Source organism: Methylobacterium sp. WSM2598, assembly GCF_000379105.1.
In the GTDB taxonomy this organism is placed as follows: Bacteria; Pseudomonadota; Alphaproteobacteria; order Rhizobiales; family Beijerinckiaceae; genus Methylobacterium.
In genome coordinates this window covers 3133487-3158914 of the sequence record NZ_KB900609.1, presented here as the reverse complement: position 1 = coordinate 3158914, position 25428 = coordinate 3133487, and the positions used below count along the sequence as shown (strand labels likewise).

Genomic DNA, 25428 nt, shown 5'->3' with positions numbered 1-25428 from the left:
TCTCCTGCGATCAGGCCGGAACGTCGGTGGTCTCGGCGCCGGATTTCACGCCCGTGTGCTTGTGATCCGCGCCGATATTCTTCGCCTCGTGCTTGACGGTCCCGCCCGTGAACTGATGCGTAGATCCGTCGATGACGAAGGTCGTAGACCCGACTTTCAGAGTGATCTTCTTCGCTTCGACGACGTATTCGCCGCCCTTCTCGGTCGCGGTCATCCCGTTCAGCTTGTGGAACGTGGTCGTATCCGCGTCCGGCGAGGGGTTTTTCTTCTGGTCGGAGTGATCGAAGGGCAGGACCGTGCCCTGCTCCAGGTCGCCGTTGGGCGCGAGCCCGATCACCTGCTCCCCGACCTGGGGCAGGTAGCGGGTGCGGCCGGAGCTGTCGGCCGGCTTCATCCACGGGCTCTTGTCCTCGTCGCTGTCGCCGCGCTTAAAGCGGACGCCCTTCTCGTGGTCGCGCTCGGTCACGGGCCCGACCCGGATGAGGTTGGCGACCCGGGTCTCCAGCGCCTCGTGCCGGCGCTGGAGCGCGAGGTGCGCGGCGAGGAGGTCGCGGATGGCGGCTTCCAGGCTCATGGGGCCTCCTGCGTCTCGACGAGGTCGCCGCGCGCAGTCCCGATCGCGATCTGGCTGACCACCGGCTCGGCCTCGGCGCCCGGGAGCGCGCCCAGGCCCACGCCGTCCATCACCGGCCGGGTCTGCCCGAGCGCCCGCTGCGTCGCCTGCCAGTCCAGCAGCGGCGAGCCCGTGAGCAGGCTCGCGAGGAGATCCGCGAACGGGCTCAACTCGGCATCCCCCCGCATCAGGGCCACGAGTTGATCCCAGGGCGGGGGCACCGCGTCCCGCCCCTGCTCCGGCTCGAGGAGCGGGTCGACCGTGATGATGATCTGGCGCGCGGCAAAGCGCACGCCGTTCTCGGTCGAGGCGCCCCGGCGGGTGAGAAGCTTGCGCACCTCGCCCCGGAAGGTGCGGTAGAGCTCGGCCCACGGGTTGGTCGGGTCCTTCAGGGCCGCCCGTACCTGCCAGGCCATGACGTCGAGGACCGCCTCCATGGCCGCGTCGGAGTGCTGCATCTCGAGCTGCACCGTGCCCGCCTCGATCTCGACCGCCTTGGCGAGCGCCATCTCGATCACGACGTCGAGGTCGCGCTTGCGGTCGCGGGCCCGGCCCGGCAGGGGCGCGCGCTGGTCGTCGTCGATCGACACGACGATCAGCGGCTGGGGCTCGTCGGCGGCCAGCAGGTCGAGCGGCGTGACGAGGCTGTCCTTGACCCGGCCCTCGGCCAGCGTGGCGCCGTGGAGCGCCCGCTTGAGGCAGGTGCGAATCGCGAATCCGGTGAGGCTCACGGGGCAACTCGCACGAGGGGCCAGGTCTGGTCGTCGAGGTCGCTCGGCCCGCGCTTGACGAGCTCGTAGACGGGCTCGCCGGGCCGCTCGGTGAGCGTGATGCGGTCCCCGGGCCTGAGGGCGTGGGGCAGCCCGGCGAGGACGCTGGCGGGAAACCACAAGGCGGCCGGCGCGCCGGCCACGCGCGTCATGCCGTTGAGCTCGGTGCCCCGGCGCACGCCCTGGAGCGTCTCCTCGCCCGGCTTGAGCGAGAAGACGCCCCGGACGAGCGTGGACCCGCGCAGCGGGTCGGGCGTGCGGGCCGCGAGTTCCCCCGCCCCCGTCATCGGCGTGACCAGGACGGCCTCGCCGAAGGTGCGCGCGACGACGGTGTCGGCCGCCGCCATGGCGCGGGCGAAGGGCGAGGGCATGGCGGGCTCAGAACGACCCGTTGAGCCGCACCAGGCCGGTGGTGTCCGCGCTCTGCGCGGCGAGCGCCGCCACGCCGATCTTGGTGTTGGCGCCGGAGGCCGAGGACGTGGTGGCGACCTTGTTGGTGGCGTCCCAGTAGAGCGCGGCGCCCTGGGTCCAGGCTTGGCTGCCCGCCTTTGCCAGGGTGTAGATGCCCCCGCAGGCGATCTCGATGGCATCGCCGATGCCGCCGGAGGTCGCGGCGACGCCGAACATCGTACCCTGCAGGATGAGGTCGCCCGAGGCCGCAGCGGCCGCGAGCGTGACGGTCATGGTGTGACCGGACTTCAGGAAGTTCTTCATGGAGGTTTGGGCTCTCGGACAGGAGGGAGCGGACGCGGATCGGCCGCCCCGCAGACAGGGCGGCCTTATCGCGCTACGGAAGCGTCAGATCAGTTCGGATTCTTCTGGAAACCACGCCAGTCGATGACCTTGGCGCCGACGTCCTGGCGAACCTTCACTTCGATGCCATCGACGTCGAAGCCCATCTTCGTCTCCGTGTAGAGACCCTCCTCGCCCTCCAGGTAGGCGAGCTCGATCAGGTCGATGATCGCCGGATCGGCGGCCAGGTACCAGTTCGAGGCCGAGGCCACGTCGAGGCGCGGCTCCGAGATGGGCACGAGCTTCTTCATCGTCGAGGTCACGACGTCGCCCGACTTGGTCGGGAAGATCTGACCGAGGAACTGCTCGGTCACGGTCTCCAGGGCGGTCGGCACCACGATGTAGGTCGGCGTGATGTTGAGCAGCGTCTTGCCGTCGAGACCGGTTTGCACCCGCATCGCCTGCCGCATCGCGCCCACGGCCGCCGTTGAGATCGCCGCGGCGGTGGCGAGGTTGCCGTGGCTGGCGTGGAACAGGGTGACGTTGTCGCCCATGGCCGGGTTGGCGGTGATTTGGCCCCAGACGAGGTCGCTCTCGAGATTCGCCGCCGCGACACCGAAGGCGCGCGGGATGCGGGTGAAGGCGTCGAGGTCGTCGTTGACGAGGACCTGGCGGGTGATCGCCACGATCTTGCCGTAGGTCGAGATGGCGTACTTCTCGGCCGCGTCGCCCATCGCGCCGCGCTCGAACTCGCCCTTCTCGTTGACCTTGGCGAGCTTCGGCGCCTCGCCGAGCTGGACGCGGCTCACCGACTTGAAGTCCGGCACGGTCACGACGCGCACGAGGGGCCGGAAGGTCTGCGGGGCCGCCTGGTAGCCTATGCGCAGGGTCTTGTTGGCGACGTTAGCGAGCACGTTGGCGAAGTCCGAGGTGGACAGCATGCCGCCGGAGCGGCTCGCCGTGGCCATCCGGGACACGTCCGAGCGGGCTTCGAGCAGCAGCCCGGCCCGCTCCTGCTTCGACATCCCGCGGGTGCGGAAGCCATGAGCCTCCAGGAGGTCGCAGCCCATCTCCAGGATGGTCATGCCGCGGTACTGACGGCCGTGCTCGGTGAGCTCGATCGCGCGGGGATCGTGGCGGTGCAGGAGCGCATTCTCGATCGCCGCGCCGCGCTTCTCCTCGTCGGTCTCGCCGGTGATGCGGGCGCGCTGGGTCGGCCGGGTCATGGTCCGCTCGGCCGCCGTGGCGAGGGCGTCGAAGGCCTGACCTCGGAAGGCCTCGACCGTGACGTTGCCCGTGATGGCGGCCTGGATCTGCTCGGTGGTCAGGCCGGCGCGTGTGCCGATGTCGAGCAGGGTGGCGGAGCGCTCGCGCTCGATGCGGCTGGCATCGGCCGGCGGCGTGGGGGCAGGAGCGGGCGCGGGCGCGGGCGGGGTCGCGGGTGCCTCCAGGGCGCGGATCTCGGTACGCACGGCGTCGAGCTCGCCGACGAGGGCGGCGTGCTCGCCCTCGACCTTGGCGCGCGCCTCGGTGCTCAGGCCGTCGACGAACTCGCCGAACTTCGCCGCGACGCGGCCGACGAGGTCGACCTCCTGGGCCCGCAGGGCGGCCAGCGCCAGCGGGCCGGCGTGGACGAGGCTGTGGCCGTGCAGGAAGGCCGAGAGGTCCGCGAGATGGGGATGGGCCGCGAGCGCGGCCGCCTCGGGAGCGACGAGGCTGGCGACGGCGAGGCAGGCGAGCGAGAGGGCGGCGCCCACCGACAGGGTGGCGACCGCTCGGGTGGAGCGCATCATGATCAGGGTCCGTGGTTGGCCGGGGCGCAGAGCCGGTCCCCTGCGGCCCCGGAGAGAGCGCAGGCGGCGTTTCGAAGCGGAGTGGTCGTCAGGCCCGGAGACCGGCCTGCCGGGCGCGCATCCGCATGCGGGCGCGGGCGAGGTCCGCCGCGTGGCGGACCGCCACCGCGTCGGCGGCGGGATCGAGAACGGTGAGCGGCATGACGAGCGCGTCCGCCGCACGAGTCTGCGCGCCCATGTCGGCCGGCACGGTGACGAAGGAGAGCTCGTAGGGCTGCCAGCGCTCGATGACCCGCCGCTCGATCTCGCCGGCCTTCTGCGGCGACACCACCCGGACCTGGGTGATGAAGTAGCCGACCGAGATGTTGCGGACGATCTTCTGCTGGGCCAGCGCCAGCAGCCGGTCCGAGCGCTCATCGGTACCGGGGGTGGGAAACCGCAGCAGCGCCCGCCCCTCCCCGGCGGCGAGCCACGCCCGCTCGACGACGCCGCGCTGCGATTCCGTCGACCAGGACGAGTGGCTGTCGAGGACTGGGGCGCCCGCCTGCAGGCGGCTGAGGTCCACCGCCTCCTCCGAGACGACGAGCTCCTCGTCGAACGGCACGGCGGTGTCCCAGCCGGTCCAGCGCTGGCGACGCACGGTGGCGCCGGTCGTCCACACGACCTCGATCGTGCGGGCGTCGGCGTCGACGGCGCCGAGCGGCGCGAGGCGGGTCTGCAGGGGCAGGCCCTCGGGGCGGCGAACGGTCATGGGCGGGTAGCCTCGTGCGGGGCGGCCTAGTCGGCCGGAGCCTTCTGCGGCGCGGATCCGTCCTCGCCGCCGGGGGATTGGGCTACGCCGAGCTGCGAGGTCCGGCGCGGGTCGATGTCGAGGACGAGGTTGCCGGGCTGCGCGTCGAGGAGGGCGAAGAAGGCGGTGGTGTCGGCCACCACCTTGCGCCAGTCCTCGCCCCAGGCGCTGATGAAGCGCTGCGGCGTCATCCGCCCGGCCCGGACCGCCAGGATGTCGGCCTCGAGGTCCTTGCGCGGGTCGATCGGCTCGACTGCCGGCATCACGAAGTCCCAGCGGTAGGGCTCGCGGCGGGACCGCAGGACGCCGGCCAGGATCGCCGCCTCCGTCCACCACGCCGTGACCCGGCGCATGAGCTGGGGCACCAGGATGAGCTCCTGCTCCTGCTCGACGAGGCGCCGGTTCTCGACCTTGCCGGCCCGCAGGCTCGAATAGTTCGCCTGCCGGAGATCGCCGGTGAGCTGGTCGTAGGTCAGGCCGACGCCGGCCGCGAAGTCCATCTTGGCCGCGAGGCTGACCGGTTCGAACTGGCCCGAGCCCGTGGGCTGGGCGAAGGCCACCTCCTCGCCCGGGTTAAGATAGTTGATCATCCCCGGCGCGAGCTTCTCGATCTTACGGCGGCCCGACTCGCCTTCCCTGAGGACTTGTCCGAGTGAATTGGGCTGCTGGCCATCCGGCTTGACGAAGGCGGCGAAGCAGGCCTCGGTCTTGGCCTTGACCAGCACCGCGTCCATGAGGTCGGCGAGGTCGCGCGCGGTCATCAGCACCGGCGCGAACACCGGCACGCCGCGCACCTGGCCCGGGCGCAGGGGCCGGTAGAGGTGGATCACCTCGCTCGCCGGCAGGAAGGTCGAGACGAAGGGCGAGCCGTAGAAGTTGAAGTCGCCCGGGTGCTGGGTGTGCAGCCAGTAGCCGGTGCGGCGGTCGAAGTCGCCCAGGCCCACGCCGAGGCGGGAGTGGTGGCCGTCGAAGATCCCGAGGTCCCGGGCGGTGTCGAGGAAGTCGCCCTCCAGCACCTGCAGCTGGAGCGGCACGCGCGGCCCCTCCCCGATCCGGCGCGGGATCCGGCGGATCACCGCCTCACCGCCCTCGTTCATGGTGCGGTAGGAGGCGACCTGCTGGCCGCCGAAGTCGAGGATGCCCTCGACGTCCGACTGGGCGCACCAGTCCGCCCACTCCTGCCGCACCTGGTTGTCGATGCGGTCGGAGCCGTTGTCGGGCACGGCGATGATGCCAGTGCCGATCGCGTGGGCCGTCTTCACGTCGAGGACGCGGGCGCCGGCGGCCGTGTTGCGGGCGAGGTCGCGGGAGCGGTTGCGCAGCCGCGCGAGCGCCCAGGCGAGCTCGACGTTGGCCGAGGTCGCGGCGCCCTGGAAGGACTCGCTGCGCCGGCCGACCTTGGCGCCGTCGTAGGCGCGCGCGTCCGCCATCAGCCCGAGCGCGTGGGCGCGCGTCACCGCCGCCCGCGGCGCCACCCAGGCGAGCGCGGTGAGGGCCTTGGTCGCCAGCGACATCGTCAATCCCGGGAGAAGCTGGCGTAGGTCGTGCGCAGCGGTTCGGGCTTCAGGCCGAGGCTCGCGGCGACCTCGTCGCGCACCGAGCGCATCTCGGCGAGCGAGCGGTAGTAGACTTCTCGCCCGTCGGCGAAGCGCACCTTGCTCGCGCCCGTGGCGATCGCCTGGTTCAGCGCGTCGAGGTCATCGGTCGTCCAGGCCATCGGGGCGCCTCAGAACCAGTCGGTGGAGCGGTCGAACCAGGTCGGCTCGGCCGGTGCGGGTGGCGGGGCCGGCTCGGGAGCCGGGGTCGGGGCGGGTGGCGGCCGCTCGGCGCCGGACGCGCTCAGCTTCTCCGTCTCGACCCTCCGCTTGGGCGTGAAGAGGTCGACGTGCGTGAGCTCGTCCGGCAGGCCGCGGGACCGCGCGAGCGCGGCCCATTCGTCAGGGCTCATCGACGATAGGCCGAGGTACTCGGCCAGTGCGATGGCGTAGATGCGGCAATCATGCAGATGGTTGTCGGTCGATTTCTTCCAGCGGCGATCGACCACCTGTCCCTTGACAATCACGTCCTCAAGCTGCTCGGCCGTGATCTGCCGAAAGTAAGTCTCGTCCTGCCACATGCCGAAGTGGCAGTAGCCGGGCGGATCGACGATCTCGCCGGAGCGGATGCCGCGCTTGTGCAGGGCGTTGTAGAACCAGGACTTGAGGCCCCAGGTCCCGATCGGGTGGAGATGAACCCCGCCCTTGATCTTCCGACCATCGAGGTCGACCTCAACCTCGCGGCGCTGCCCGATCGGTGGCTTCTTCCATCCCGGCACGCCGTCGAGCGCCAGGATCATGTCGCGGCCGGTGTCGAGGTTGATCGTGTTGTTCAGCCGGACGAAGCCGTAGACGGCATTCGACAGGTAGCCGGTGTCGATCCCGAGCGCGTCGACGGCCCGCGTGCGCCCGAAAGCGTCGGGGAAGCGCCGCCGCAGCGTGCGGTCGAGCAGGACCTGGTAGACCTCCGCGCGCGGGTCCGAGGGGTCGCCCGGGATGTAGTCCGCGTCGACCGTCCAGCTCTGTCCGTCCGCCCCGAAGGCCGCGACCTCGTACCAGATGCCGCGCATCTGCACGTCGGCCGCGGCGACGAGGAGGAGCCCCTCCGGCGGCACGTGGTGGCGTTTGAGGCTGTCCTCGCGCCGCTCCATGAGCTGGACGTGGTCCGGCGCGTCGCCGCGCTGGCGGTAAGGCAAGCCGAGGGTGAGGTTCGAGAAGTCCTTGCGCCCGCTCTCGCCCTTCTTCTCGTTCCGAAGCCAGTCCTCGGCGATGGCCTCGTAGCTCATCATCAGCGAGATGAAGGCGTCGATGTGGAACCCGGGGTGTCGGCCCTCCTCCTCGATCGAGGCGATCCAGCGCCCCCCGCGCACCGCCACGACCCGCTCGGCCTCGCTCAGGAGGTGGCCGCAGCGGCACTCGTAGCGGCTGCGGTGCGGGTGTGCCGCGTCGATCCGGAGCCGTGCGAAATCGTGGACGAAAAGGTTCTCGCAGGCCGGGCAGGTCACGTTCCAGAAGCGCTGGTCGGAGCGCTTGAACGAGCGGTCGATCCGGCAGTGCCCGGCCTTCTCCCCGTTCTCGTCACCCGTGTCGATCTCGGGCGTTGAGATTTCCAGGATCTTCCAGTCCTTGGTGGCCCGGAAGGCCGTGAAGCGGCCGAAGAACAGGTCCTCCGGATCGCCGAAGCCCGGGATCATCGCCCACTTCGACAGCTCGTCCTTGACCCCCTTCTTCGTCGTCTTCGACGAGAGGTCCATGACCGAGTTGGCGTTGCCGAGGGCGATGTAGCCGCCCGGGAACTTCTTCTCGTAGGTGGTCGAACCCGAACCGGAGCGGCTGGTCTGCGGCTCGATCACGACCCGCCCCGTGCGCCTCTGCCACGCATCGATCAGAGGCTGGAGCTTCTGCCCGTTGATGTCGCGCAGGGCGTCGATGCCCGGCACGCCGTAGAGCGTGTTCTCCGGCTCCTGGTCGGCGATGTAGAGCATCCAGCCGAGCCCGAGGATGGAGGCGCCCGACTGCTGGCTCTTGCGGATCGTGACGAGGTTGCAGGGGTGCTCCTCCCCGAGGCAGTCGGCGATCTCGGGCAGGTACGGCGCGCCCTCGGCGCTCCAGAACTGGCCCTTCCGGGGGCCGTCGATCAGCACCAGGTTCTCGGACAGCCAGCGCGACACCGACATCGGCGGCCTGGGCCGCATGTCCTGGCCGATCCGGCTCCACACCGTCCTGGCCGAGCCCGGCAACGTGCCCATCCGCTACTCCACCGGCACCTCCTCGTCCGTCACCGGCGCCTCCGCTGCCATCGTCAGGAACGCGGCTGCGATCTTCTCGCGCAGCCTCGCCGCCGCCTTCTTGAGCTCGACGCGCAGGCGGTGCACGTCGTCGAGTCCGAGTGCGATCGCGATGCCCTCGGCCTCCTGCGGCAGCCGGTCGATCAACCGGGCCATCTCGGCGGTGGCCTGGGCGACAGCCGACTCGTACTTGTCCCGGCGCAGCAGCGTCCTGCGCAGGTCACCCACTTCGATGCGGCGCTTCTCGACGTCGTGCCAGGCCTTCTGGCGCAGGGCCTCGTCGTAGCTGTCGCTCAGTTCCACCAAGGGCGGTTGGGGCGGCTTCGGCGCCTGCGCCTTCGAGGGGTCCCCGAAGCGTCCGCGCAGGTGGTCGTACTCGACGACGTTGAGCGCGGCGATCCGGCCCCGGCCGTCGCGCGCCACGGTGAGGCCGTGCTGGACGACGAGGTCGCGGGCCATCTTGAGCACCGCCTCGCGGGTGACGCCGTCGCGCTCCGCGATGCGGGCGGCCGGCCACATCACCTCAGGTGTGGCAACGTCGGTTGGCACGTCTGGCAACCCTGGCAACCGTGATTTTCGACCAGCCTCACTGGCAAAAGCCCGGGGTCTCTCGCCCGTGGGACCCGATCGGCCGGGGAAGGACCCTGACGTTACGCAGCGGGAGAGAGTCCGGGTCGAGCGGCCGAGGTCAGACGCCCAGCACCCGCCCTAGCTCGTGCGCGACGCGGGCTTCGAGGTCGCGATCGACCACCGCTCGCCACGCCGCGACCGAGGCCCCCCTCACCATCTCGTCGGGCAGGTAGAGGCCCGCGCGGACGACCACGAACCGGTCCATGCCGCCCTTGCCCTTGGTGGCGTGCTGCGTCGTGGTCTTGCTGCCGGCCCGCTCGAAGACCTGGCCGTTCCAGTTCGGTTTGGCGACCCGGTGCGGCCACCAGCCGGCCCGCATGAAGGTGTGGGCGAAGACCTGCCGGCGACTCCAGGGTGCGGCCGAGACGCCGGGCCGCGTCTCCCGGGCCTTGAAGTACTTCAGGCGGATGTCGCCGCCCTTGGCGTCGGTGCGGTAGACGAGCGCGCCGGGGCTCGCCTTCGTCACCTTGAGCGCCTTGCCAATGGTCGTGCGCGGCAGGCCGGTCTGGGGGACGAGGGCGCGGGCCGTGGCAGTCTTGGCCTTGTCGCCCGTGTGGTTCGCCGCCCGGGCGAGCACCAGCGGGGCTTTCGCCCCGGCCGCGGCGAGGCCGTTGCCGAAGCGGGCGAGCGGTGCGGTGTCGAGGCGGATCGAGAGGCTCATGGCTACATCTCGGCCCCCGGAACGCGAAAACCCCGGCGGGGTGCGCCGGGGTTCGCTTGAGTCATTCTGATGGCAGACAGAGGAGAACCAAGCTCCAGCCGCGCTGTCAAGCTGCCCTCAGGCTGGGAGGCAAGTCACGTGGATCATAGGAGAATTTCGGCGCGGCGCAGGGCGACGCGGGCGCGACGACTGTGCACGAGGCGGTGCAACGACCCGCAGTTGGCTGTGGACAACGCGGCGCTTGGGCCGGTCGCCCGTCTCCCAGGGGCGCATCGGACGGTCGCACGGCTCCAGCGCGAAGCCGGTGAGAGCCGGGGCGAGATCCTCCCAGAGGAGATCGAGGGCCGAGCGCCAGAGTTCATACTGGCCCCGCGCGACGATCGTGTCGGCCGGATCGGGATCAAGGTAGGGCCTCTGATAGGCGCCCGGCAGCGGATAGCACCGCTTATCCATGCCGTTCACCTCGATTTCGAACGGGCCCGCCTCCCCGATGATCGTCTCACGCCGAAACCACGCGGGCTTGCCGTTCGCGCCGAGCACGAGTTTCACCTCCGGCCGATCCCCCTCCCAGACCGGACAGCGGCCGAGGAGCGCGCAGCGGCGCACGAGCTCGCCGGGCGTGTGGAAGGCACGCAGCTTGCGGCCGCCGGTCTCATCCACGTGGGTGAGGCTCGCGACCGCCCGTGCCACCGCCGCCGCGCCAAGGGCTTCCGGCGCACCGAGATCGCGGATCGGGTTCCAGCCCTCCGGGAGATCGAAGCTGCAGGCCTCGAGGGCCTTCACCGCCTCCGCCGCCCGGAGCGCGTCCGGATGCGCGTCGTCGCGGGCGTAGCGGTCCGGGACGACGCCATAGCGGTTCTCGGAGGCGTCGACCCGGGTGCCGAGGGCGCCGACCTGGAGGACGCCGCCCCAGGGGCCGCCGTAGCCGGCCGGACCCTCCAGGGCGTGGTCCGCCTGCACCTTCGGGAGCTCGTCCCGGTAGGCCCAGCGCAGGAAATCTTCGATCCCGATCCGCTTTCGCATGGCGCAAACCCCTGTCCGCAACGCTGGGGATGGTTCGGCGGGGGTTCTGACCAGTTGAAAAGCAACCCCCGCCGTAATTTTTACGATACCTTTCAAAAGTTTAAGAGTGATTGGCGGAGGTGGCGGGGGTTTTTTCTCACGCTACATATGAAATTTGTCTCGGTGCTTCGGCGCGCCAAGATCCCACCCCTGAACCCCGCACGATTCCTATACGCGTGGAAAACCCCCGCCACCCCCGCCGGGGCACGGCTATCTCGCTGATGCTTTTCAGGAATTCGCCTTAAGGCAGCGCCCGAACCCGCCCCGGAACTCACGCCGCAACCCCCGCCACCCCCGCCGGATCGCCGCGCCGCGGCGGGGGTTCGGGGCGGTCAGTGCCCGAAGTCTTCGGGCTTGCGGGGCTCGCTCGGACGCAGTGGCACGCTGTGCAGCTCGCAGTCAACGTAGTAGTTGCGCCCCTCGATCTCGCTCTTGGCGAAGCGCTGCTTGAGCGTGCGGCCGAACTTGGTCTGCGAGCGCGTGCGCTTGGCGTTGGCGAGCGACCAGGACACGTAGGCCTGGTACATGTCGTTCGCCTGCACCCGCTGGCCGGGCGCGGCGCGGACGCAGGCGGCAAGGAACTCGCCGATCGGGTCCATCTCCTCCCGATACTCGGTCGTGGCGCCCTGGATGCTCGGCGCAATGGCGAGGCCATAGGTGAGGAAGTCGCGGGCGCCGTCGATCAACCAGTTGAGAATGCCGGGCGCCTCGAGGTCGATGAGCTCGCTCACGAACTCCTCGAAGTCGCGCTGGCGCTCCTTCGGCAGGGTCTGATCCCAGTGCACGACGAGGAGGCGGCGCCAGATGCCGTTGTCGGTGCCGTCGACGGTCGGGAAGCCGTTGCCCGACATGTGCGGTGTGGCGAAGCTCTGGAACTCGAAGTAGCCCTTGAACAGGGTGCGCACGGGCAGGGCCTCGCCGCCGGTGAGGCGCTTGATCAGGTCCTCCTGCAGGGGCGCGTCGGCCTTGAGCTCGGTGATGCGCACGAAGCGTTTGCCGTAGAGCCGCACGAGGTCGGGCGAGGCCGCACCGGCCGAGCGCTCGGAGGCCCCGACGATGGATTCACGCGGCAGGCCCACGGCCAGGCCCGGCCCGAGGAGGCGCGAGATCGTCTCGAGGAACACGCTCTTGCCGTTGGCGCCGAGCCCGTAGTGGAACATCACGTACTGGACCGGCAAGCCGAGCAGGCCCAGGCCAGCGAATTGCTGAACCGTGCGGCGCTTGTCAGCGTCCGGCAGCATTTCCTCCAGGAAGGCATGCCAGCGCCGCGCCACCACGGTCTCGTCGTAGGCGACGGGCACCACCGCGGTGATCCAGTCCGTGCGGGTGTGGTCCGGCACGGCGTGCAGCTCGACGCGGTAAACCCGGGCCGCCGCCCGGTAGGCCTCCTCGTCGAGCCCGTCGTGCGCCTCCTCGTCGAGCGCTCGCTTGAAGCTCAGCGTGTGCGTCAGCGTCGCGAAGGTGAGCCGGCCCGGGTTGAAGTGGTCGGGCGAGCGCCGCAGGTGCGGGGCAGCGCATTCGAGTGCGGATTCCATCCGGTTCTTGTTCTTCGAGGTGACCGCGAAGGTGCGCCGCCGGCTCCTGCGCTGGTCGAGCGCCTTCTCGGCCCGGGTCTTGGCGTCGATCGCGGCCCGGTCCTCGTTCGTGCGCTCCTCAGCCTCCTTCTTGAGGGCCGCCTTGCCGCGCTTGATCGCCTTCAGCTCGTCGGGCGTGTGGGCGAGGTAGGCAGCCTCGAGGCCGATGCGGTCGCCGAGCTTCTGGGCGATCATCCGCACCCGGGCGGCACCGGCCGCGAGATCCCAGTGGGTGCCGGTCCAGCCGAGCCAGTCGCCGCCGGGCGTGCCCTCCTGGGCCATCACCACGAGGTCCTGGCCGAAGTGGCGGCGCAGGCGTAGGCCGTTGTCGGTGTCGGAGTGGTCGAGGCCGGCGCAGGACTCCACGACGCTGACGTCGACCGCACCGAGGCCGACGCCGGACGGCTCCTCCCCGTCCTCGGCGAAGTCGTCGGCCGCGGGGTCGAACGCCTCCCGGTCCTCGGGTTCCGGGCCGCCGGCGAGCGGGGCGGGCGTGAAGGCGCGCGCGATGCGCTCTGCGGGATCGTCGGACACGGGCGGACTCGCGGAACGAAGTACGGAGAATTGGTCAGACCTGGAGTGGGCCGACCCGGCGCTCGGTGGCGTCGCCGGAGGCGGCGAGCACGGCGCGGGCGAAGGCGCGAGCCTCCGAGCGCTCCAGGGTGAGGACGAGGGTGGTATGGCGGCCCTCCCCCGCCTCCAGGGTCAGATCGAGGTTGACGCGACCGTCCTGGGTGGGGACGGGCGAGAGGGACCAGGCGACGGCGCTGGGGAGGAGCGCGGCGGCGAGGTGAGCGGTGTCAGGCATGGGCCTCCTCCGGAGGGGCGGGGTCGCGCGGCGCCTCCGGCTCGGCAAAGAGTTCGCAGAGCATGGCGGCCGGGATCTGGAGGGTGACGGTGAGGAGAAGCTCGAAGGTCGCGGCTTGGATCACGAGGAGCTCGAGGCGGGAGTGGCGGTGCTCCGTCATGCGGCGCGCGCCTTCAGCGCCGCCGGTCCGCCGTACCAGCCCGCCTTCTGCAGGGCCGCGAGGAGGTGGCGCGCCTGCTTCTGGGCCGAGGCGTCGAGGCGGCTCTCGCCCCAGCCCTCCCGGCAGAGCAGGACGAAGAGGTCGAGCGCCTCGTGGACGGGCGAACCTTCCGCAAGGTCGAGGTGGCCGGCGTCGATGAGATCCGCCACGAAGTAGTAGAGCACCATCGCGAGCTTCAGGCCCGCCTGGCTATCGATGCTCCTGACCGCCTCGAGAGCGGCGCGGGCGCTTCGGCGCAGGATCTTGAGGCGCGCGGGCTTTGGAAGGTCCGCGACCACGGCACCGAGGCTGTCGGCGAGGATCGCCCGGAGTTTGCCGAGCGCTTGGCGCGCGAGGGCCGGGTCTTCCCCTTCATCCGAGGCGACCACGAAGCCGTCGCTGTGGACGAGGCTCACCAGGAGGTGGGTGGGGATCGCGAGCTCGACGCGGGCGCGGTCGGTGAGATGGCGGGGCATGTCAGGCGGCCTCCGGGGCGGGCAGGCTCGCGGTCGTCGTCGCCGGCTCCGGCCACGCGACCAGGATGTGCTCCAGGCCGAGCATCAGGGCGGCCACGCAATCGTGGCGGCCGTCGATGACCTGGAAGCGCTCGCCGACCCACTCGCCGCGCGGGCAAGGCCAGGGCTGGTGGTCCCCGAGTTGGAGGCGGCGCTGGTAGGCGCGATCGACGTCGCCGATCGCCATGCGGGCGCGGCAGCCCAACACGATCTGGTCCACGTGCACGTAGCCGGTGACGACGCGGCGGCCGGGCGGGACGGCGAGGGAGCGGTCTTCGGCGAAGAGGATCGGGGTCATGCGCCCAGTCCAACCTTGAGGGTTGTCGGTGACACGTCGACCGCGATGAGGTTCATCACGTCCTGTGGGGTCGCGTCCCGCCAGCGCACCGGATCCGGGTGCGGAGCGCTGGTCCTCTCCTCAAGCTGGAGGATGACCCTGGCGCCCTCCGGACGAAGCCGGTAGCGGCCGGTCACGTGGAATACAGGGGCGCACGGGTAGCCGGGCATCACGCCCCCTCCCCGTTCAACACCGCCGCCAAGGCAGACTCCCGCCCGATGCACTGGCGCAGGAGCGCCTCCGTGCTCTCCGCCATCGCCAGGGTGACGCGCGCCTGGGCCAGCTGGACCGCAAAGCACTGAGGCGTGGTGCGGTCGGCCTCCGGATCGCGGCGGGTCGAGCGGTCCTCGTAGAGGCCGGAGGCGAGCAGCTCCGCGTGGAGGAGCGCGTCGCGGGCACGGACGAGGTGCTCCACGGCGACCTCATGGAGCTGCGCGAGGCTGAACCCCCCGAGCACATCCGTGAGGCCACGGCGCGGGGCGATGGTGATGGCGGCAGGAGAAGGCGCGACCGGGATGGGGCGGAGCTGGCGCTCCTCGTCGGAGCGACGGCGGCGGGCTGCCTCAGCGGCGGCGCGCACGGTCTGGGCAAGCCCCGGCAGGATGCCCGAGAAGCTCGGCGCAGGCGCGGGGCTGCGCGCGCCCTCCCCTGCCCCAGGCCGCGGCCCGGCCCGGCGCAGGCCTCCGGGCGCGGCGCTGGGAGCGGGCATCCGGTCGATCATGATGGTCGTGGAGACGGGCGGGGCGTAGGGGGCCATGATTCAGGCGGCGCTCCTCAAGACGTCGTTGAAGTCCTGCCCCTTGGGCGCGGGGGCGATGTGGACGGTGAGCCCCGGGCGGGCGAAGCGGCGGGCGGCGCGCTCCATCGCGAGCCCCGTGGCGAAGGGGTCGGAATCGCCGTCCTGGCAGAGCCAGAGCTCGGTGACCGAGGGCGGGATCGGGATCGCCGGGCCGGGGTCGTTGGCGGGGATGCCGTTCGGGACGCGGCGCGGGCGGGCGCGGCCGGCGCGATCGACGTGCGTCTCGCGCGGGTGCGCCAGCGTGCCGGCCGCGCGGCCGGCGATGTTGCCGAGCGAGACGCCGGACCAGAAGGCGCAGCCCTCGACGAAGTCGGGGCGCAGGCGCCGCAGGGCCTCCCAGGCCGAGAGCACGGTCTCGATGCCCTCGCCGAGCACCAGGCGCACGGGTTCCGGGTGGCGCACGAGTTCGATCCGGCCGCCGCCGATCGAGCCGCGGGCCTTGCGGGCTGGGACGAATTCGCCGGTGGCGGGGTCGGCGAGGCGGAGTTTCCCGTCGGGAGCCGCGAGGTCGATCCAGGTGGCGTGAAGCCCGGTGAAGCGGCCCTCTGGCGCCAGGATCGCGGCGAGGAGGGCAGGCCCTTCGTGGATCACCTCGGCCTTGGGACCGCCGTGGGCGAACAGCGGGTGGCGCAGCGCGCAGCGCAGGTGGGCGCCGGGCGGGGCCGTGAGGCGGCGCAGGGCAAGATAGGTCTCGGCCGGCGTGCCCGCGAGCGGAAGCGCGGCGCGCCAGAGGCGGTAGAGGCGGCGGCGCTCGGCCTCGCGGAAGCGCGCGGAGGCCTGGGCTTCGGCGTCGGCCTTGGCGGCGATCTCGGCCGCGCGGGCCTCCTGCGCGGCGCGGCGCGCGGCGCGCTCGGCCTTGTTTTCCACCTCACGGCCCGGCGCGGGCCGCCCGGTCAGGATCTCGACGGCGCGGGGGAAGTCGCAGCCCTCGGCGTAGCGCACGAGATCGATGACGTCGCCGCTCTCGCCCGAGCCGCGGCAGAGCCAGACCCCATGCGGGCCCTTGCCGGGGCGGATCGCGAAGCGGTCGCTGCCGCCGCAGACCGGGCAACGCCCGACCCATTCGCGGCCGGCGCGCTTGAGCCAGGGCGCATAGGCCTTCGCCCGCGCGACGAGGTCGACGGCGCGGGCGTCCGCGATCCAGTCCTCGTGGGCGAGCGGGCGCATGCGGTCAGCCCTCCACGCACGCCGCGGCCGGCGAGGAGCCGCCGCGGATGAGGGCGGCGCGCAGCGCGTCGCCGTTGACCGGCAGGCCGTCCGAGGGCGGGACCTTCGCCTCGGGGTAGAGAGTCGGGCAGTGCTGGTAGAGGTCGGCGAGGGAGAGGAGGTCGCGCCGGGCGATGTCGCGCCGCCACGCCCTCAGGTCGGGATCCTCGCCGAATGCGTCGGCCGGTAGCGCCTCCGCGCGCTTGCGCAGCGCAGCCGCCATCATCTTCGCGCCCTGCCCGCCCGGCGGCGGAGCAGCGCGGAACAGGTCTGCATTCGGGAAGTCGCTTGCGACCCGGCCGCGGTGAAATGCAGCCTGGACGGTCACGACGGGACGGGCGGTGGCCAGCGGGGCTGCGGGGCGGGCGACGGCCGCGAGCTGCTGGGCTTCGGCCTTCGCGACGATGGTGGCGCCGATCGTCGGGACGGTGGCAGAGGGGCGGCGCTGGGGCGGAGTGGGGGGTGCCGGCGGGGCCGGCGCGGGCGCCTGGCGCTCGGCCGCGTCCGGCCGGGCCGCGCGGCGGACGTTTGCCTCAGGTGCCTTCGCGGGCGGTTGCGTCTCCGCCCGCAGGCGATCGTAGGCGGCGATGTCGACCCCCGCGACCCGGCCCTGGGTGTCGCGGACGACGGCAAGGCCGTGCCGCTCGACCAGCCGCTTCACGTGGAAGGAGGCGGCAGCCGGCGTGACACGATCGCGGCGGGCGATCTCGGCGATCGGCCGCATGGTGACGGCGGGGACGGCGGGCGCCAATGCGACGGGCGGTGGGGACGAAGCGGGCTCGACAATCGGCGCGGCCTCGGTGGTCAGACCTTCCACCGCGGCGAGCGTGGGGCTGACGAAGACGGGATCGGCCAGAGGGCGCGGGGCGTGGGCGCGTGCGCCCTGGTCGGCGAGGAGGCGGGCGCGGGTCTCGTCGAGGGCGGCGAAGAGCGCGTCGAGGTCGAGGGGCGCGGCGCAGACCGGGCAGCACGGGGCGGGTGGCGCGGCTGCGGCGAGCGGCGTTACCGGCACCGCCTCGGCGGCGGGCACGGGCGCCGGGCGAGGCGTCGGCGCCGCGCGGCGGATGTCCTTGGGCGACCAGACGGGGCGGGGCTTGGCCATGCTCACCTCCGGGCCAGGAGAGAGGTCGGCCGCCCCTCGCCCGTGGCGACCAGGAGGTGCCCGGCGATTGGCAGTGGCGCCCGGCGCGGATGCGGGGCCGCGCAGCGGGGGGTGTCCCGGTAGGGCGCGGGGCTGTGGGCGTAGAGGTCGGCAAGCGCCTGCAGGCCCTGCGCGGCGCCGACCAGGCGGTCGCGCTCCTCGGCTTCCTCGTCGGTGAGGCCGCGCTGGGCGACGCAGGCGCGGCGCAGGAGGTACTCGGCTTCCTCGCGCAGGAGGGCCGCGTAGGCCGGAGCCTCGGGCGAGCCCGGCGGCGGAGCGCAGGCGAGGAGCGACGCGGGCACGGCCACGCGTCGGACGACACGGTCGGGTGACATCGAGAGCCTCTGAGAACACGCTCCGCCGCGTCCGGGCGGGTGGCGGTGGCCGGGTGCCCGGTGATCCGGGTCTGGCGGCTGTTAGGTGGTGGGCGACGGCGGAGGGGCCGGCGCCGGGGTGTCGCGGTCGGGCGGGCCGGTGCCGGGTGGGGGATAGAGGGCGTCGGCCTGGGCGCGGTGGAGGCGCGCCCGCGCCATCGCCTCGTCACCGCGCGCGCGCTCCCGCACGGCAACGGCGTAATGCGCGGCGGCGGTGCTCCGCAGGTCGCGGGCGCGGGCGCGGTACCAGAAGGCGAGGAGCCATCTCATCGCCGCTCAGACCTCCGCCCCTGGGTGAGCCAGACGCCCCAGCGCGTTCGCCGATTGCCGCGCCTCACGAGCCGCGCGCCGGAGCTGATCAGGATCGACCCGACCGCCCGCCGCATCGCAGCGGGCAGCCAGGCGCTCCAGAGACTCAGCCACCGCAGCGAACGTCTGGCCGTGGTCCGCCATCTCGCGCTGGCGCTTGGTGTGGGCGGCACGGATGGCATCCATCTCCTCCGCGCCAATGCGGCGGGCCTCCCGCCGCCAGATGTCTTCGGCGCGTCCATAGCGCATGGGCTCCTGGAGAAACGCGGACGCGCGGCGGGCCGCACGGTCGATCGCCGCCTTCACGGAATCGCCGGCCGGGCGGGGCTCGGCGAGGTCCCGCAAGAGGGCGGACGCCTCATCGATCGTCGTCATGCGGCGGCCCTCGGAAGGGCGTTCCGAGCGCTCGGAATCTTTTTCCGAATTCTCGGAGAAGAATTCCGACATCTCGGAAGCCTCCTGTGGTGAACTGTTAACACCACAGCGGAGCGGCCCTGGCGGGCCGGATCAGAAGAGGAGGCGAGAAGGTGGTGGTGACGCGCACGGCGGGCTCTGGCGGGCACGGGCCGGGCGCGACGAGGATCGACCCCAAAGAGGCCGGAGCCATGAAGGCTCCGGCCAGTCAGGGAGGAAACGCCCGATGAGGGCAGCGTCCCGGCCGCCGTGTCACCGGCCGGGACCTCGGACCGGCGCTGGCGGGCGCCGGAAGCGGGGGGAAAGGGGTGATCGGCCGGGTCCTTACGGAGCTCGGCCGACCCCGCGACCATCGGAGCTGCGACCCAACCGATGGAGCGAGCGGTGGCAGAGACGGTGTTCGGAGACGGCGAGATCGCGGCCTGGGGTGACGCGCTGGAAGGCAAGCGCCCCCGCGAGATCGAGGAGATCGAGTGGTTCGGTTTCCCCCAGGTCGAGAGCTTTACGGCCGCACTCACGAACGTGGCGATGGCGTTCCGCTTCGTCGATCGAGACGGCAAGGTGATCGACTGCCTGATGAACCCTGTGGTGGCGCGCGCAGTCGCGGTGACGATTCTCAACGGCGGGATCGAGGCGGGATGGCTGGACGCGAAAGGCACCGTCATCGCGCCCCTCCGGCCGAAGGAGCATTGATGAGTTGAGCGACGAGGGTGCCGTGGATCGGCTCGGCGCGCGTGGGTGCGCGGGCGCCGAGCCAGGCCGCACCGAGAGGGAGGGGAAGCGGGCCGGGTCCGAGCGGGGACCCGGCCGCCCCTGCGGTCGCCCCCCGGCCGGCGGGTGACTGGGCGGGCAGCGACCGAGGCGAAGGGCCGAGGGGCCGAAGGAAGCGCCGCCGGAGCATCACGCCGCCTCCCGCTCGCGCGTGACCCGCGGCCGGGGCAGGCGCGTCGCCTCGAAGGTGGCGCGCAGGGCCGCAATCTCGCGCTCGAGGCGGCGCAGGTCCCCGGCCATCAGACCAACCGCGAGGATGGCGCCCATGACGCCTCCTCCGAGGAGGCTGGCGAGGGCGATGAGGGCGGAGAGGGTGGCGGGGGAGAGCATCACGCCGCTCCTGCTTCAGCAGGGGTGGGGGTGGGCTCAGGACGCTCGACGCCCGCGGGCCACGGCACGTCGGCGGGCCAGTGGTCGGCGAACCATTGGCAGGCGCGATCGTAGGTGCGGATCCGGAACGATGCAGCAGGCGCGTCGCCGACCTTGTCGAAGAAGCGCCAATCCCCGCATGCGGCCTGCGCCACCGTCGTCGAGGACGTGCCCGTGTGGGCGCAGTACGCGTCGCGGAGGGCAAACAGGTGGTCGCGGAGCGTCTGTTCCATGGCCATCAGAAAACATCAGATTTTGCTGACGGTCAATCAGAAACTTCCGGCTAGGTGGAATGCCCGAGCTATCGGATAATTCCGATATGAACACGCTGAAGGAACGGGTGGACTATCTCTTGAGGCTGCGCGGCCTGTCTCAGGCCGATGCTGGCAGGCTCGGCGGATTTAAAAATCCTGCGTTCATCAATGATTTAGTCATCGGCAAGAAAAGGAGCATCCGGGGCGAGAGCGTGCCGAAGCTCGCTCGCGCTCTGCGGACGAGCGAGGACTTCATCCTCGGAAAGACACAAGACCCCGACGCCGGGGTGGCGGCCAACGACTCTGGCCCGATCTTAGGCGCCAAGGCGCCTCCAATAACTGATCATAAACCTCCGAAGACAAGACCAGAAGCGGCCGGCGGCGACTCGAGCCATCCAATCCTCACCCGTGTGCTTGAGCGCATGGCCGAGGTTGGCCTCTCTGAAGACGACCTTTCGGAACGGGCGAAGCTGTCCGACCCCCTCGATCACCTGCGGCTCTCGTTGCAGGCGGTGGCGGGCAAGCCGCGGCTCGACATCGCCCTCCTCAACACCCTTGCGAAGCCGCTCTCGACCACAGCCACATGGCTCATCACCGGCATCGGAGCCGGGCGGCCGGGAGTGCCGGCGGCGATCCTCGCGCCCGCTCTCACGGATCCGCCCGCCGAGGATGAGGTGGTCCCCTCAACCAGCCGGATCGTCGACGCCGTGTTTGGAGGTATCGTGGAGGCTGGCACATTCCGCGAGGTGGATGAGTTCTCCGACGTTGCGCCGCCGCGCGTGTCCGCCCTTGCGGATGATGAATATCCCTACGCCCGGATGTTGGTCTTTGACGTGCGGGGCGATTCGATGGACGCGCTGCGCCCTCAGGCGATCCCCGATGGGAGCCGCGTTTCGGGTCTTGATTTCGAAAGCCTCCGCGGCCGCGTCGCGCTCTACACGGGGATGGTGGTAGTGATCGAGCGCACGCGCGACGGCGGCCACCTGCGCGAGCTGTCGGTAAAGCAGCTCGAGATGTACGAGGACCGGTACGAGTTCCACCCGCGGTCGACGAACGAGCGGCATAAGCCGATCGTCGTGCCGCATGAGCGCGACCCGGACGACGGACAAGAAGTGCGCCTGCTCGCGTGGGTGCGCGAGATACGTCACCGGGTCTGAGACGCAGCCCGCCAGATCATTAGGCGCCGTCTGCAAAATGTCCAAGGACCCGGCCTTGTCCAGAGCCGCACGCTTGACAAGCAAATGGAATATTTCTGATCATGTGGCGCACCATAGCGTCAATAGACTTGGGATCAAGGCGCCGCATGCCAAGAGTTATATGCGGGTAAGTCTCGTTACCACAGCCAAAGCAGCGGACCCGAAGCTTTCTTCTGTGCTCGACAAGCCCTCCGACACAATCCACCCCCACAACCATGCCGAGCATCCATGCGCGCGTCTGTTCACATTCCGTTCTCATTCCGCGGCCATGTCAAGGCGGGCGGAAGCACCATCAACGCACGACCGCGGCCGCTGACCGTAATCGCGGCAGTCGCGAGCGCTGTCGCGTTCACGACGCCCGCGCGAGCTGCGGATGAGTGCGCCTTTCTCACGGAGCAAGTTGCGCGGGCGACCGAGGCGACGGCGGTCGACCGCACGCCGGGGGGCGGGTGTGCACTTCAAGATCTGGTCGGATCGGTCGATCATGCTGACCTGCTACCCTTATTTCGGTGTCGACGCGCAGTGGGGCTCCCGCCTTCCGCCCGAGGTGTTCTTTCGCGCTATCGCCAAGGCGGGCGAGATGGTGACGGGACAGCCGGCCGCCGCTCTGGAGGCCGCCTCGCGCCGCTGCTATCGCCGCGCGCTCGCAACGCCGAACGACTACGACAACGTTGAGGTGCCCGGCGCCCGGGTCTGGTGCAGCACGGATCGCGACAACCCGTATTTCAGCGTCGATATTCGGCGCCCACAGGGAAAGTGAGGCGAGGTATGATCCGTGGCCCTTTTCTGAGCGCTACCTGCCTCATTTTCAGCATCGCCGCCGCGCATGCGGCTGAACTTACCATCGCTTTCGCAGACGCCGGACCAGCCGTCACAGCGGCCTCGACACGCCTCGGCGATCATCTCGACTGGGGTGCGGCAGAATGTGGAGAGCCGAAATATCTCAGGAACGTGTGTGTTTGGGAACTCGGAACGAAGTTCAGCTTTACAGCGAGCGCCATGGGTGAGGCGAGCAGGGCTCTCATGCTCGTGACGCAGTGGCGCAAACCAGATCTCTCTGACCCATCTGAGACCAAGGCTTTTCGACTTGCCTGCGACGCGCTGGTGGCGGCCCTGAGGCCGACTTGGTCCGCATCGCAGGTCCGCCAGTTCACGACTCGCCTGCGCGGCAAGATGCGCGCAGATCGATCGGTGGTGGATGGGGGCATTCGCTTCTCTTTCTACACATGGCCGGAGACGCTCACCTGCGAGGCGCAGCCGGACGCGTGATCTTCCTGATGCGTCTGAAGCCGCAGCAGCGCAGCCATCAGAAAAATCTGCTTTCTGATTGACTATCAGAAAAAACTGACACAGGATCTTGCCCATCGCCCGCCAGCGATGGAGCCCGCCCCGTGTCCGCGCCCCCTGATGTTCCCGCCCTTCCGGGCGGAGGTAATGGTCCGTCCGATTCTGTCGTGATCGGGCCCCGGGCGGGAGGCGGCCCGATGAGCGCCGGCCGTCCTCCCCTCTCCGGCGCCGATGTCGTCCGGGCGTTCCTCGGCAAGATGCTGGCGGAGTGCCCCGGCCCGATCCTGTCGGGGGCCGTGGTCTACCGCGCCTATGTGGGCTGGTGCCGGCGCGAGAGGACTGCGCCGCTCGGCTCCGCGGCCTTCCGGGACGCGGTCGCGGGCCTCCTGGCCCCGGGCTCGGTGACGCCGCAAGGCGCGCTGCTCCGCCACACCTTCAAGGACCCGATCGCCGGCTTCCTCGCCACCGACACCAGGCCGGCGCCCGGCTTCTTCCTCTCCACAGGCGCCCTCTACCGCCGCTACGCCGACTGGTGCACCGACACGGGGGAGCGGCCGCTCACCCCTGGCCACCTCAACGTCCGGGTCGCGGCCCTGCTCGGCCAGGACCTGACCCGGCTCGACGGCGCGCGCGGCCCGACCTGGCTGTGGTCCGGTATCGCTCTCGACGACGGCCTGCCCGTCGAGGCGGTGGCCCCGGGCGATCTCACCGATGCGGCGGAACTGCGCGCTCTGCCGGCGGATGCGCGGGAGGTGGCGTGATGGAGGCCACAGCCCCTGAGATGGTCACGGCGCTCCGCGCCTGGAGGGCTCGCTCAGTGCCCGCCCGTCTTCGGCGTGCAGACCTGCGCCTCGGCATCGAGCAGCGTCTCCCTCAACATCGTCGCGACCTGCGTGAATGCGACCCCGGGCGTGACCCCATCGGGGAGAGGCTGCTGCAACTCCGTGAGGTCCGCCACGACGCCCCGCATCAGCTCCCGGTTGACCAGCGCGAACCCGCCCGGCACCGCCGTCTCATAGGCGAGCGCCAGCCGCAGGAGGGTCTGCTCCAACAAGCCGTAGGCCACCTCCGCCTGCATGGCGCGGTCCTCGGCGGAGGGCTCCTCGTCACCTTCGGGGAACTGCTGATTCGCCATGGTCTGAAGCGTAGGGGAGGCGCCTGATGCGCACCACCCCGCGCTTCACCCGCCAGCAGGTCCTCAGCGCCTACGCGCTCGGCCGCTCGGACAGCTTCGCGGACCTGCCCTGGTCACTGCCGGCGTTCGTCCGAGAGCACGATCGCCTCGGTGGCACGGAGCGTCTCGCGCAGCTCCATCGCGATCTCCACCAGGACGGTGTCCGCCGCGACCCCATCGGGGAGTTTGTATTGGAGATCGCGAAGATCGGCGACGACGTCGCGCATCAGCGCGCGGTTGAGGCACTCGAACCGGCCCGGGGCTGCCCGCTCGAAGGCGAGCGCCAAGGTCTGATAGGCGCGCTCCAACAGGCAATAGGCAACCTCCGCCCGCAGGGCGCGCTCCTCGGGGCCGTGGTCGCACTCGGTCTCGCAGCGCTGCTGGTCAGCCATGACCTGAGACATAGGGAGGGGCGTTGATGCGCACCACCCCGCGCTCTCCCCTGACGCCTTCGCAGAAGCTTGCCCTCCTGGAGTCCCAGGACCACGTCTGCCCGCTCTGCGGTCGGGAGATCTACCCGGGCGACCGGCCCCGGCATGAGCATCTGCGGGCGCTCGGCCTCGGCGGCACGAACGCCTTCGCCAACCTCGCCATGGTCCACGGCCGCTGCGCCGACGTCAAGACCTTCGGGCCCGAGGGCGACCTGACAAAGATCGCCGACGCCAAGCGCATTAAGCGCAAGGCCTTCGGCTTCGAGGTGCCTCGCCGCCCGATGCCTGGCGGCCGATCCGACAACCGCAAGCGCACCATCGGCGGCGGTGTCGTCGACCGCGCCACCGGCCTCCCCTTCCCTCGCCCGCACGTCTGATCGCCCCCGCCCGCCCGAGGTCGCCCCGCCATGTTCTGCCCCCAAGACGCCCACGCCCGCACCACGGTCCTGCAGGACCTGCAGGCCCATCTTGCCGGGATGCACCTCCCCGGCGGCTCGGTCGACACGTGGCTCGAGGAGGTGCCGACCTTCTGCCTCGGCGCCATCCGCCATCCCGACCCGCGCGACACCGCCCAGGCGCTCCTGATCCTGGTCGGGCGCTGCCGCGGCGCACACCTCATCGACCCGCTCGTCGATCCCTTCACGGCCGACCTCACCAACGTCGCCCAGGCGCCCCGCGCCTATGCGGCCATCAACCGCTGGGCACAGCGCATCCTGGCCCGCGACGGGCTTCAGGTGGCGTGATGGCCGCCCAGCCCTGGATCCCCTCCCGCTCCGGCCTGCCCATCGACCTCGTCAGCCCCAGCGAGACCCAGGTCGACTTCCGCGACGAGGCCTGGGCGCTCGCCCACCTCAACCGCTACGGCGGCCACCCAGACACGCCCGTGTCGGTCGGCCTGCATCTCCTGATCGGCTTCGAGATCCTGGGCGACCTGGGCGAGCACGCGGTGAAGCCCTGGTGGCTGCTCCACGACACTCACGAGACCCGGATCGGCGAGCGCACCTCTCCGACGCTGGTGGCCGAGTGCGCGATCGCCGCCGAGATATACGGAGGCACCTTCGCGGAGCAGCTGCGTGCCGTGCGCCTCGCCTTCGCGGGCCGCCACGACGCCGCGATCCATCGCGCGGCGGGGCTCCCCCTGCCGACCGCCGCCCAGCGCGAGGTCATCCGGCGCGCGGATCTGATGGCGCTCGCCACCGAGCGCCGGGACTTCCTGCGCCGGGGACCGGCCGCCCTGCGCCGCCCCTGGCTGATCGACCAGCTCGGCATCCCCGAGGGCCGCAAGGCCTGGAGCTTCATCGCCCCGGCCGACGTCGCGGCCTGCCTCTACCGCCTCTTCCAAAGCCATCTGCCGGCGCTGATCGCCGGCCGCGCCGCGTAAGCCCGAGTCCCCTGC

General features: G+C 71.1%; 36 protein-coding genes. 8 read left to right on the top strand and 28 right to left on the bottom strand.

The genetic code is table 11. The annotated features are described in order from the left end of the window. Positions 1-10 precede the first annotated feature (10 nt). The 24 genes from MET2598_RS0114910 to MET2598_RS0114795 all read right to left on the bottom strand — a co-directional run bounded on the left by MET2598_RS0114910 (position 11) and on the right by MET2598_RS0114795 (position 18583). Positions 11-574, bottom strand: coding sequence for a phage baseplate assembly protein V (locus MET2598_RS0114910; RefSeq protein ID WP_018261357.1), 564 nt, complete (start codon positions 572-574; stop codon positions 11-13). Next, a complete protein-coding gene (locus tag MET2598_RS0114905) occupies positions 571-1344 on the bottom strand; it encodes a hypothetical protein (protein WP_018261356.1) in 774 nt (257 codons plus the stop codon). The genes MET2598_RS0114910 and MET2598_RS0114905 overlap by 4 nt, the downstream gene beginning before the upstream one ends. After that, a complete protein-coding gene (locus MET2598_RS0114900) occupies positions 1341-1754 on the bottom strand; it encodes a hypothetical protein (protein WP_018261355.1) in 414 nt (137 codons plus the stop codon). The genes MET2598_RS0114905 and MET2598_RS0114900 overlap by 4 nt, the downstream gene beginning before the upstream one ends. Before the next feature lie 7 nt (positions 1755-1761). After that, positions 1762-2097: a DUF2190 family protein gene (locus tag MET2598_RS0114895; protein WP_018261354.1), complete on the bottom strand. Its 336-nt coding sequence runs from the start codon at positions 2095-2097 to the stop codon at positions 1762-1764. A gap of 89 nt (positions 2098-2186) precedes the next feature. Beyond that, on the bottom strand, positions 2187-3908 hold the full coding sequence (locus tag MET2598_RS36505; protein ID WP_051086512.1) for a prohead protease/major capsid protein fusion protein: 1722 nt from the start codon (positions 3906-3908) through the stop codon (positions 2187-2189). A gap of 88 nt (positions 3909-3996) precedes the next feature. Beyond that, complete coding sequence (locus tag MET2598_RS0114885; RefSeq protein ID WP_026190727.1) at positions 3997-4659, bottom strand: hypothetical protein; 663 nt, start codon at positions 4657-4659, stop codon at positions 3997-3999. Positions 4660-4685: 26 nt separating this feature from the next. Next, positions 4686-6212 (bottom strand): phage portal protein, encoded by a 1527-nt coding sequence (locus MET2598_RS36500; protein ID WP_018261353.1) that lies wholly within the window; start codon positions 6210-6212, stop codon positions 4686-4688. 2 nt (positions 6213-6214) lie between these two features. Then, positions 6215-6415: a phage head-tail joining protein gene (locus MET2598_RS0114875; RefSeq protein ID WP_018261352.1), complete on the bottom strand. Its 201-nt coding sequence runs from the start codon at positions 6413-6415 to the stop codon at positions 6215-6217. 9 nt (positions 6416-6424) lie between these two features. Beyond that, a complete protein-coding gene (locus MET2598_RS0114870; protein ID WP_018261351.1) occupies positions 6425-8482 on the bottom strand; it encodes a terminase gpA endonuclease subunit in 2058 nt (685 codons plus the stop codon). 3 nt (positions 8483-8485) lie between these two features. Next, entirely contained in the window at positions 8486-9070 is a 585-nt protein-coding gene (locus tag MET2598_RS36495) for an ArsR family transcriptional regulator (protein WP_157182157.1), read from the bottom strand. A gap of 139 nt (positions 9071-9209) precedes the next feature. After that, positions 9210-9812, bottom strand: a complete 603-nt coding sequence (locus MET2598_RS0114860) for a hypothetical protein (RefSeq protein WP_018261349.1) — start codon at positions 9810-9812, stop codon at positions 9210-9212. A 117-nt stretch (positions 9813-9929) separates the two neighbouring features. Further along, entirely contained in the window at positions 9930-10835 is a 906-nt protein-coding gene (locus MET2598_RS0114855; protein WP_018261348.1) for a hypothetical protein, read from the bottom strand. A 371-nt stretch (positions 10836-11206) separates the two neighbouring features. Beyond that, the gene (locus MET2598_RS36490) at positions 11207-12982 is read right to left on the bottom strand and encodes a DNA primase family protein (protein ID WP_018261347.1); all 1776 of its coding nucleotides are present in this window, start codon (positions 12980-12982) and stop codon (positions 11207-11209) included. Positions 12983-13016: 34 nt separating this feature from the next. Beyond that, on the bottom strand, positions 13017-13256 hold the full coding sequence (locus MET2598_RS36485) for a hypothetical protein (RefSeq protein WP_018261346.1): 240 nt from the start codon (positions 13254-13256) through the stop codon (positions 13017-13019). Continuing rightward, positions 13249-13416 (bottom strand): hypothetical protein, encoded by a 168-nt coding sequence (locus tag MET2598_RS41090; RefSeq protein WP_018261345.1) that lies wholly within the window; start codon positions 13414-13416, stop codon positions 13249-13251. Before MET2598_RS41090 ends, MET2598_RS36485 begins: the two co-directional genes overlap by 8 nt. Further along, positions 13413-13931: a hypothetical protein gene (locus MET2598_RS0114835; protein WP_018261344.1), complete on the bottom strand. Its 519-nt coding sequence runs from the start codon at positions 13929-13931 to the stop codon at positions 13413-13415. The genes MET2598_RS41090 and MET2598_RS0114835 overlap by 4 nt, the downstream gene beginning before the upstream one ends. Before the next feature lies 1 nt (position 13932). Then, positions 13933-14268, bottom strand: coding sequence for a hypothetical protein (locus tag MET2598_RS0114830; RefSeq protein ID WP_018261343.1), 336 nt, complete (start codon positions 14266-14268; stop codon positions 13933-13935). Then, positions 14265-14477 (bottom strand): hypothetical protein, encoded by a 213-nt coding sequence (locus MET2598_RS0114825; protein ID WP_018261342.1) that lies wholly within the window; start codon positions 14475-14477, stop codon positions 14265-14267. Before MET2598_RS0114825 ends, MET2598_RS0114830 begins: the two co-directional genes overlap by 4 nt. Next, positions 14477-15064, bottom strand: coding sequence for a hypothetical protein (locus tag MET2598_RS0114820; RefSeq protein ID WP_018261341.1), 588 nt, complete (start codon positions 15062-15064; stop codon positions 14477-14479). The genes MET2598_RS0114825 and MET2598_RS0114820 overlap by 1 nt, the downstream gene beginning before the upstream one ends. A gap of 3 nt (positions 15065-15067) precedes the next feature. After that, positions 15068-16273: a DUF7146 domain-containing protein gene (locus MET2598_RS0114815; RefSeq protein WP_018261340.1), complete on the bottom strand. Its 1206-nt coding sequence runs from the start codon at positions 16271-16273 to the stop codon at positions 15068-15070. Positions 16274-16277: 4 nt separating this feature from the next. Next, complete coding sequence (locus tag MET2598_RS0114810; protein ID WP_026190726.1) at positions 16278-17414, bottom strand: hypothetical protein; 1137 nt, start codon at positions 17412-17414, stop codon at positions 16278-16280. 2 nt (positions 17415-17416) lie between these two features. Next, positions 17417-17788: a hypothetical protein gene (locus tag MET2598_RS0114805; protein WP_036270379.1), complete on the bottom strand. Its 372-nt coding sequence runs from the start codon at positions 17786-17788 to the stop codon at positions 17417-17419. An 81-nt stretch (positions 17789-17869) separates the two neighbouring features. Then, the gene (locus MET2598_RS0114800; RefSeq protein ID WP_018261338.1) at positions 17870-18097 is read right to left on the bottom strand and encodes a hypothetical protein; all 228 of its coding nucleotides are present in this window, start codon (positions 18095-18097) and stop codon (positions 17870-17872) included. 6 nt (positions 18098-18103) lie between these two features. Then, positions 18104-18583, bottom strand: a complete 480-nt coding sequence (locus MET2598_RS0114795) for a hypothetical protein (protein WP_018261337.1) — start codon at positions 18581-18583, stop codon at positions 18104-18106. 351 nt (positions 18584-18934) lie between these two features. Between MET2598_RS0114795 and MET2598_RS0114790 the strand changes: the two genes are divergently transcribed. Next, positions 18935-19243, top strand: a complete 309-nt coding sequence (locus tag MET2598_RS0114790; RefSeq protein WP_157182156.1) for a hypothetical protein — start codon at positions 18935-18937, stop codon at positions 19241-19243. Positions 19244-19450: 207 nt separating this feature from the next. Here MET2598_RS0114790 and MET2598_RS0114785 read toward each other — a convergent pair whose 3' ends face one another. Both MET2598_RS0114785 and MET2598_RS0114780 read right to left on the bottom strand, forming a co-directional pair. Next, on the bottom strand, positions 19451-19651 hold the full coding sequence (locus tag MET2598_RS0114785; protein WP_018261335.1) for a hypothetical protein: 201 nt from the start codon (positions 19649-19651) through the stop codon (positions 19451-19453). Beyond that, the gene (locus tag MET2598_RS0114780) at positions 19651-19929 is read right to left on the bottom strand and encodes a hypothetical protein (RefSeq protein ID WP_018261334.1); all 279 of its coding nucleotides are present in this window, start codon (positions 19927-19929) and stop codon (positions 19651-19653) included. Before MET2598_RS0114780 ends, MET2598_RS0114785 begins: the two co-directional genes overlap by 1 nt. A gap of 80 nt (positions 19930-20009) precedes the next feature. Between MET2598_RS0114780 and MET2598_RS36480 the strand changes: the two genes are divergently transcribed. From MET2598_RS36480 to MET2598_RS0114760, 4 genes are all read left to right on the top strand, one after another. Next, on the top strand, positions 20010-21101 hold the full coding sequence (locus MET2598_RS36480) for a hypothetical protein (protein ID WP_157182155.1): 1092 nt from the start codon (positions 20010-20012) through the stop codon (positions 21099-21101). Between the two features lie 523 nt (positions 21102-21624). Further along, the gene (locus MET2598_RS0114770; RefSeq protein ID WP_157182154.1) at positions 21625-21900 is read left to right on the top strand and encodes a hypothetical protein; all 276 of its coding nucleotides are present in this window, start codon (positions 21625-21627) and stop codon (positions 21898-21900) included. Between the two features lie 8 nt (positions 21901-21908). Continuing rightward, positions 21909-22409: a hypothetical protein gene (locus MET2598_RS41085; protein ID WP_157182153.1), complete on the top strand. Its 501-nt coding sequence runs from the start codon at positions 21909-21911 to the stop codon at positions 22407-22409. A gap of 215 nt (positions 22410-22624) precedes the next feature. Continuing rightward, entirely contained in the window at positions 22625-23188 is a 564-nt protein-coding gene (locus MET2598_RS0114760) for a hypothetical protein (RefSeq protein ID WP_018261330.1), read from the top strand. 53 nt (positions 23189-23241) lie between these two features. On the opposite strand, the gene MET2598_RS0114755 is transcribed toward MET2598_RS0114760, so the two are convergent. Both MET2598_RS0114755 and MET2598_RS0114750 read right to left on the bottom strand, forming a co-directional pair. After that, a complete protein-coding gene (locus MET2598_RS0114755) occupies positions 23242-23562 on the bottom strand; it encodes a hypothetical protein (protein WP_018261329.1) in 321 nt (106 codons plus the stop codon). A 113-nt stretch (positions 23563-23675) separates the two neighbouring features. Further along, on the bottom strand, positions 23676-23993 hold the full coding sequence (locus MET2598_RS0114750; RefSeq protein WP_026190724.1) for a hypothetical protein: 318 nt from the start codon (positions 23991-23993) through the stop codon (positions 23676-23678). Positions 23994-24019: 26 nt separating this feature from the next. Here MET2598_RS0114750 and MET2598_RS0114745 point away from each other — a divergent pair, with 26 nt between their 5' ends. Genes MET2598_RS0114745 through MET2598_RS0114735 form a run of 3 tightly spaced genes read left to right on the top strand, consistent with a single transcriptional unit; the run spans position 24020 to position 25413 of the window. Beyond that, positions 24020-24409 carry an HNH endonuclease gene (locus MET2598_RS0114745; RefSeq protein ID WP_018261327.1) on the top strand — a complete coding sequence of 130 codons (390 nt, stop codon included), beginning with the start codon at positions 24020-24022 and terminating at the stop codon, positions 24407-24409. Between the two features lie 30 nt (positions 24410-24439). Continuing rightward, entirely contained in the window at positions 24440-24775 is a 336-nt protein-coding gene (locus MET2598_RS0114740) for a hypothetical protein (RefSeq protein ID WP_018261326.1), read from the top strand. Continuing rightward, complete coding sequence (locus tag MET2598_RS0114735; RefSeq protein ID WP_018261325.1) at positions 24775-25413, top strand: hypothetical protein; 639 nt, start codon at positions 24775-24777, stop codon at positions 25411-25413. Before MET2598_RS0114740 ends, MET2598_RS0114735 begins: the two co-directional genes overlap by 1 nt. The last annotated feature ends 15 nt before the right edge of the window (positions 25414-25428 follow it).

Bases quoted from the DNA above. Each gene is read 5' to 3' on its own strand.
- MET2598_RS41090 (WP_018261345.1), bottom strand. From the start codon at position 13,416: ATGACGGAGCACCGCCACTCCCGCCTCGAGCTCCTCGTGATCCAAGCC.
- MET2598_RS0114825 (WP_018261342.1), bottom strand. From the start codon at position 14,477: ATGCCCGGCTACCCGTGCGCCCCTGTATTCCACGTGACCGGCCGCTAC.
- MET2598_RS36500 (WP_018261353.1), bottom strand. From the start codon at position 6,212: ATGTCGCTGGCGACCAAGGCCCTCACCGCGCTCGCCTGGGTGGCGCCG.
- MET2598_RS36480 (WP_157182155.1), top strand. From the start codon at position 20,010: ATGAACACGCTGAAGGAACGGGTGGACTATCTCTTGAGGCTGCGCGGC.
- MET2598_RS0114870 (WP_018261351.1), bottom strand. From the start codon at position 8,482: ATGGGCACGTTGCCGGGCTCGGCCAGGACGGTGTGGAGCCGGATCGGC.
- MET2598_RS0114785 (WP_018261335.1), bottom strand. From the start codon at position 19,651: ATGCTCTCCCCCGCCACCCTCTCCGCCCTCATCGCCCTCGCCAGCCTC.
- MET2598_RS0114835 (WP_018261344.1), bottom strand. From the start codon at position 13,931: ATGCCCCGCCATCTCACCGACCGCGCCCGCGTCGAGCTCGCGATCCCC.
- MET2598_RS0114910 (WP_018261357.1), bottom strand. From the start codon at position 574: ATGAGCCTGGAAGCCGCCATCCGCGACCTCCTCGCCGCGCACCTCGCG.
- MET2598_RS0114875 (WP_018261352.1), bottom strand. From the start codon at position 6,415: ATGGCCTGGACGACCGATGACCTCGACGCGCTGAACCAGGCGATCGCC.
- MET2598_RS0114795 (WP_018261337.1), bottom strand. From the start codon at position 18,583: ATGTCGGAATTCTTCTCCGAGAATTCGGAAAAAGATTCCGAGCGCTCG.
- MET2598_RS36485 (WP_018261346.1), bottom strand. From the start codon at position 13,256: ATGCCTGACACCGCTCACCTCGCCGCCGCGCTCCTCCCCAGCGCCGTC.
- MET2598_RS0114820 (WP_018261341.1), bottom strand. From the start codon at position 15,064: ATGGCCCCCTACGCCCCGCCCGTCTCCACGACCATCATGATCGACCGG.
- MET2598_RS0114755 (WP_018261329.1), bottom strand. From the start codon at position 23,562: ATGGCGAATCAGCAGTTCCCCGAAGGTGACGAGGAGCCCTCCGCCGAG.
- MET2598_RS0114780 (WP_018261334.1), bottom strand. From the start codon at position 19,929: ATGGCCATGGAACAGACGCTCCGCGACCACCTGTTTGCCCTCCGCGAC.
- MET2598_RS0114885 (WP_026190727.1), bottom strand. From the start codon at position 4,659: ATGACCGTTCGCCGCCCCGAGGGCCTGCCCCTGCAGACCCGCCTCGCG.
- MET2598_RS0114800 (WP_018261338.1), bottom strand. From the start codon at position 18,097: ATGAGATGGCTCCTCGCCTTCTGGTACCGCGCCCGCGCCCGCGACCTG.
- MET2598_RS36505 (WP_051086512.1), bottom strand. From the start codon at position 3,908: ATGATGCGCTCCACCCGAGCGGTCGCCACCCTGTCGGTGGGCGCCGCC.
- MET2598_RS0114815 (WP_018261340.1), bottom strand. From the start codon at position 16,273: ATGCGCCCGCTCGCCCACGAGGACTGGATCGCGGACGCCCGCGCCGTC.
- MET2598_RS0114745 (WP_018261327.1), top strand. From the start codon at position 24,020: ATGCGCACCACCCCGCGCTCTCCCCTGACGCCTTCGCAGAAGCTTGCC.
- MET2598_RS0114900 (WP_018261355.1), bottom strand. From the start codon at position 1,754: ATGCCCTCGCCCTTCGCCCGCGCCATGGCGGCGGCCGACACCGTCGTC.
- MET2598_RS0114760 (WP_018261330.1), top strand. From the start codon at position 22,625: ATGAGCGCCGGCCGTCCTCCCCTCTCCGGCGCCGATGTCGTCCGGGCG.
- MET2598_RS0114860 (WP_018261349.1), bottom strand. From the start codon at position 9,812: ATGAGCCTCTCGATCCGCCTCGACACCGCACCGCTCGCCCGCTTCGGC.
- MET2598_RS0114735 (WP_018261325.1), top strand. From the start codon at position 24,775: ATGGCCGCCCAGCCCTGGATCCCCTCCCGCTCCGGCCTGCCCATCGAC.
- MET2598_RS0114810 (WP_026190726.1), bottom strand. From the start codon at position 17,414: ATGGCCAAGCCCCGCCCCGTCTGGTCGCCCAAGGACATCCGCCGCGCG.
- MET2598_RS0114750 (WP_026190724.1), bottom strand. From the start codon at position 23,993: ATGGCTGACCAGCAGCGCTGCGAGACCGAGTGCGACCACGGCCCCGAG.
- MET2598_RS0114855 (WP_018261348.1), bottom strand. From the start codon at position 10,835: ATGCGAAAGCGGATCGGGATCGAAGATTTCCTGCGCTGGGCCTACCGG.
- MET2598_RS0114830 (WP_018261343.1), bottom strand. From the start codon at position 14,268: ATGACCCCGATCCTCTTCGCCGAAGACCGCTCCCTCGCCGTCCCGCCC.
- MET2598_RS0114895 (WP_018261354.1), bottom strand. From the start codon at position 2,097: ATGAAGAACTTCCTGAAGTCCGGTCACACCATGACCGTCACGCTCGCG.
- MET2598_RS0114770 (WP_157182154.1), top strand. From the start codon at position 21,625: ATGCTGACCTGCTACCCTTATTTCGGTGTCGACGCGCAGTGGGGCTCC.
- MET2598_RS41085 (WP_157182153.1), top strand. From the start codon at position 21,909: ATGATCCGTGGCCCTTTTCTGAGCGCTACCTGCCTCATTTTCAGCATC.
- MET2598_RS0114805 (WP_036270379.1), bottom strand. From the start codon at position 17,788: ATGTCACCCGACCGTGTCGTCCGACGCGTGGCCGTGCCCGCGTCGCTC.
- MET2598_RS0114740 (WP_018261326.1), top strand. From the start codon at position 24,440: ATGTTCTGCCCCCAAGACGCCCACGCCCGCACCACGGTCCTGCAGGAC.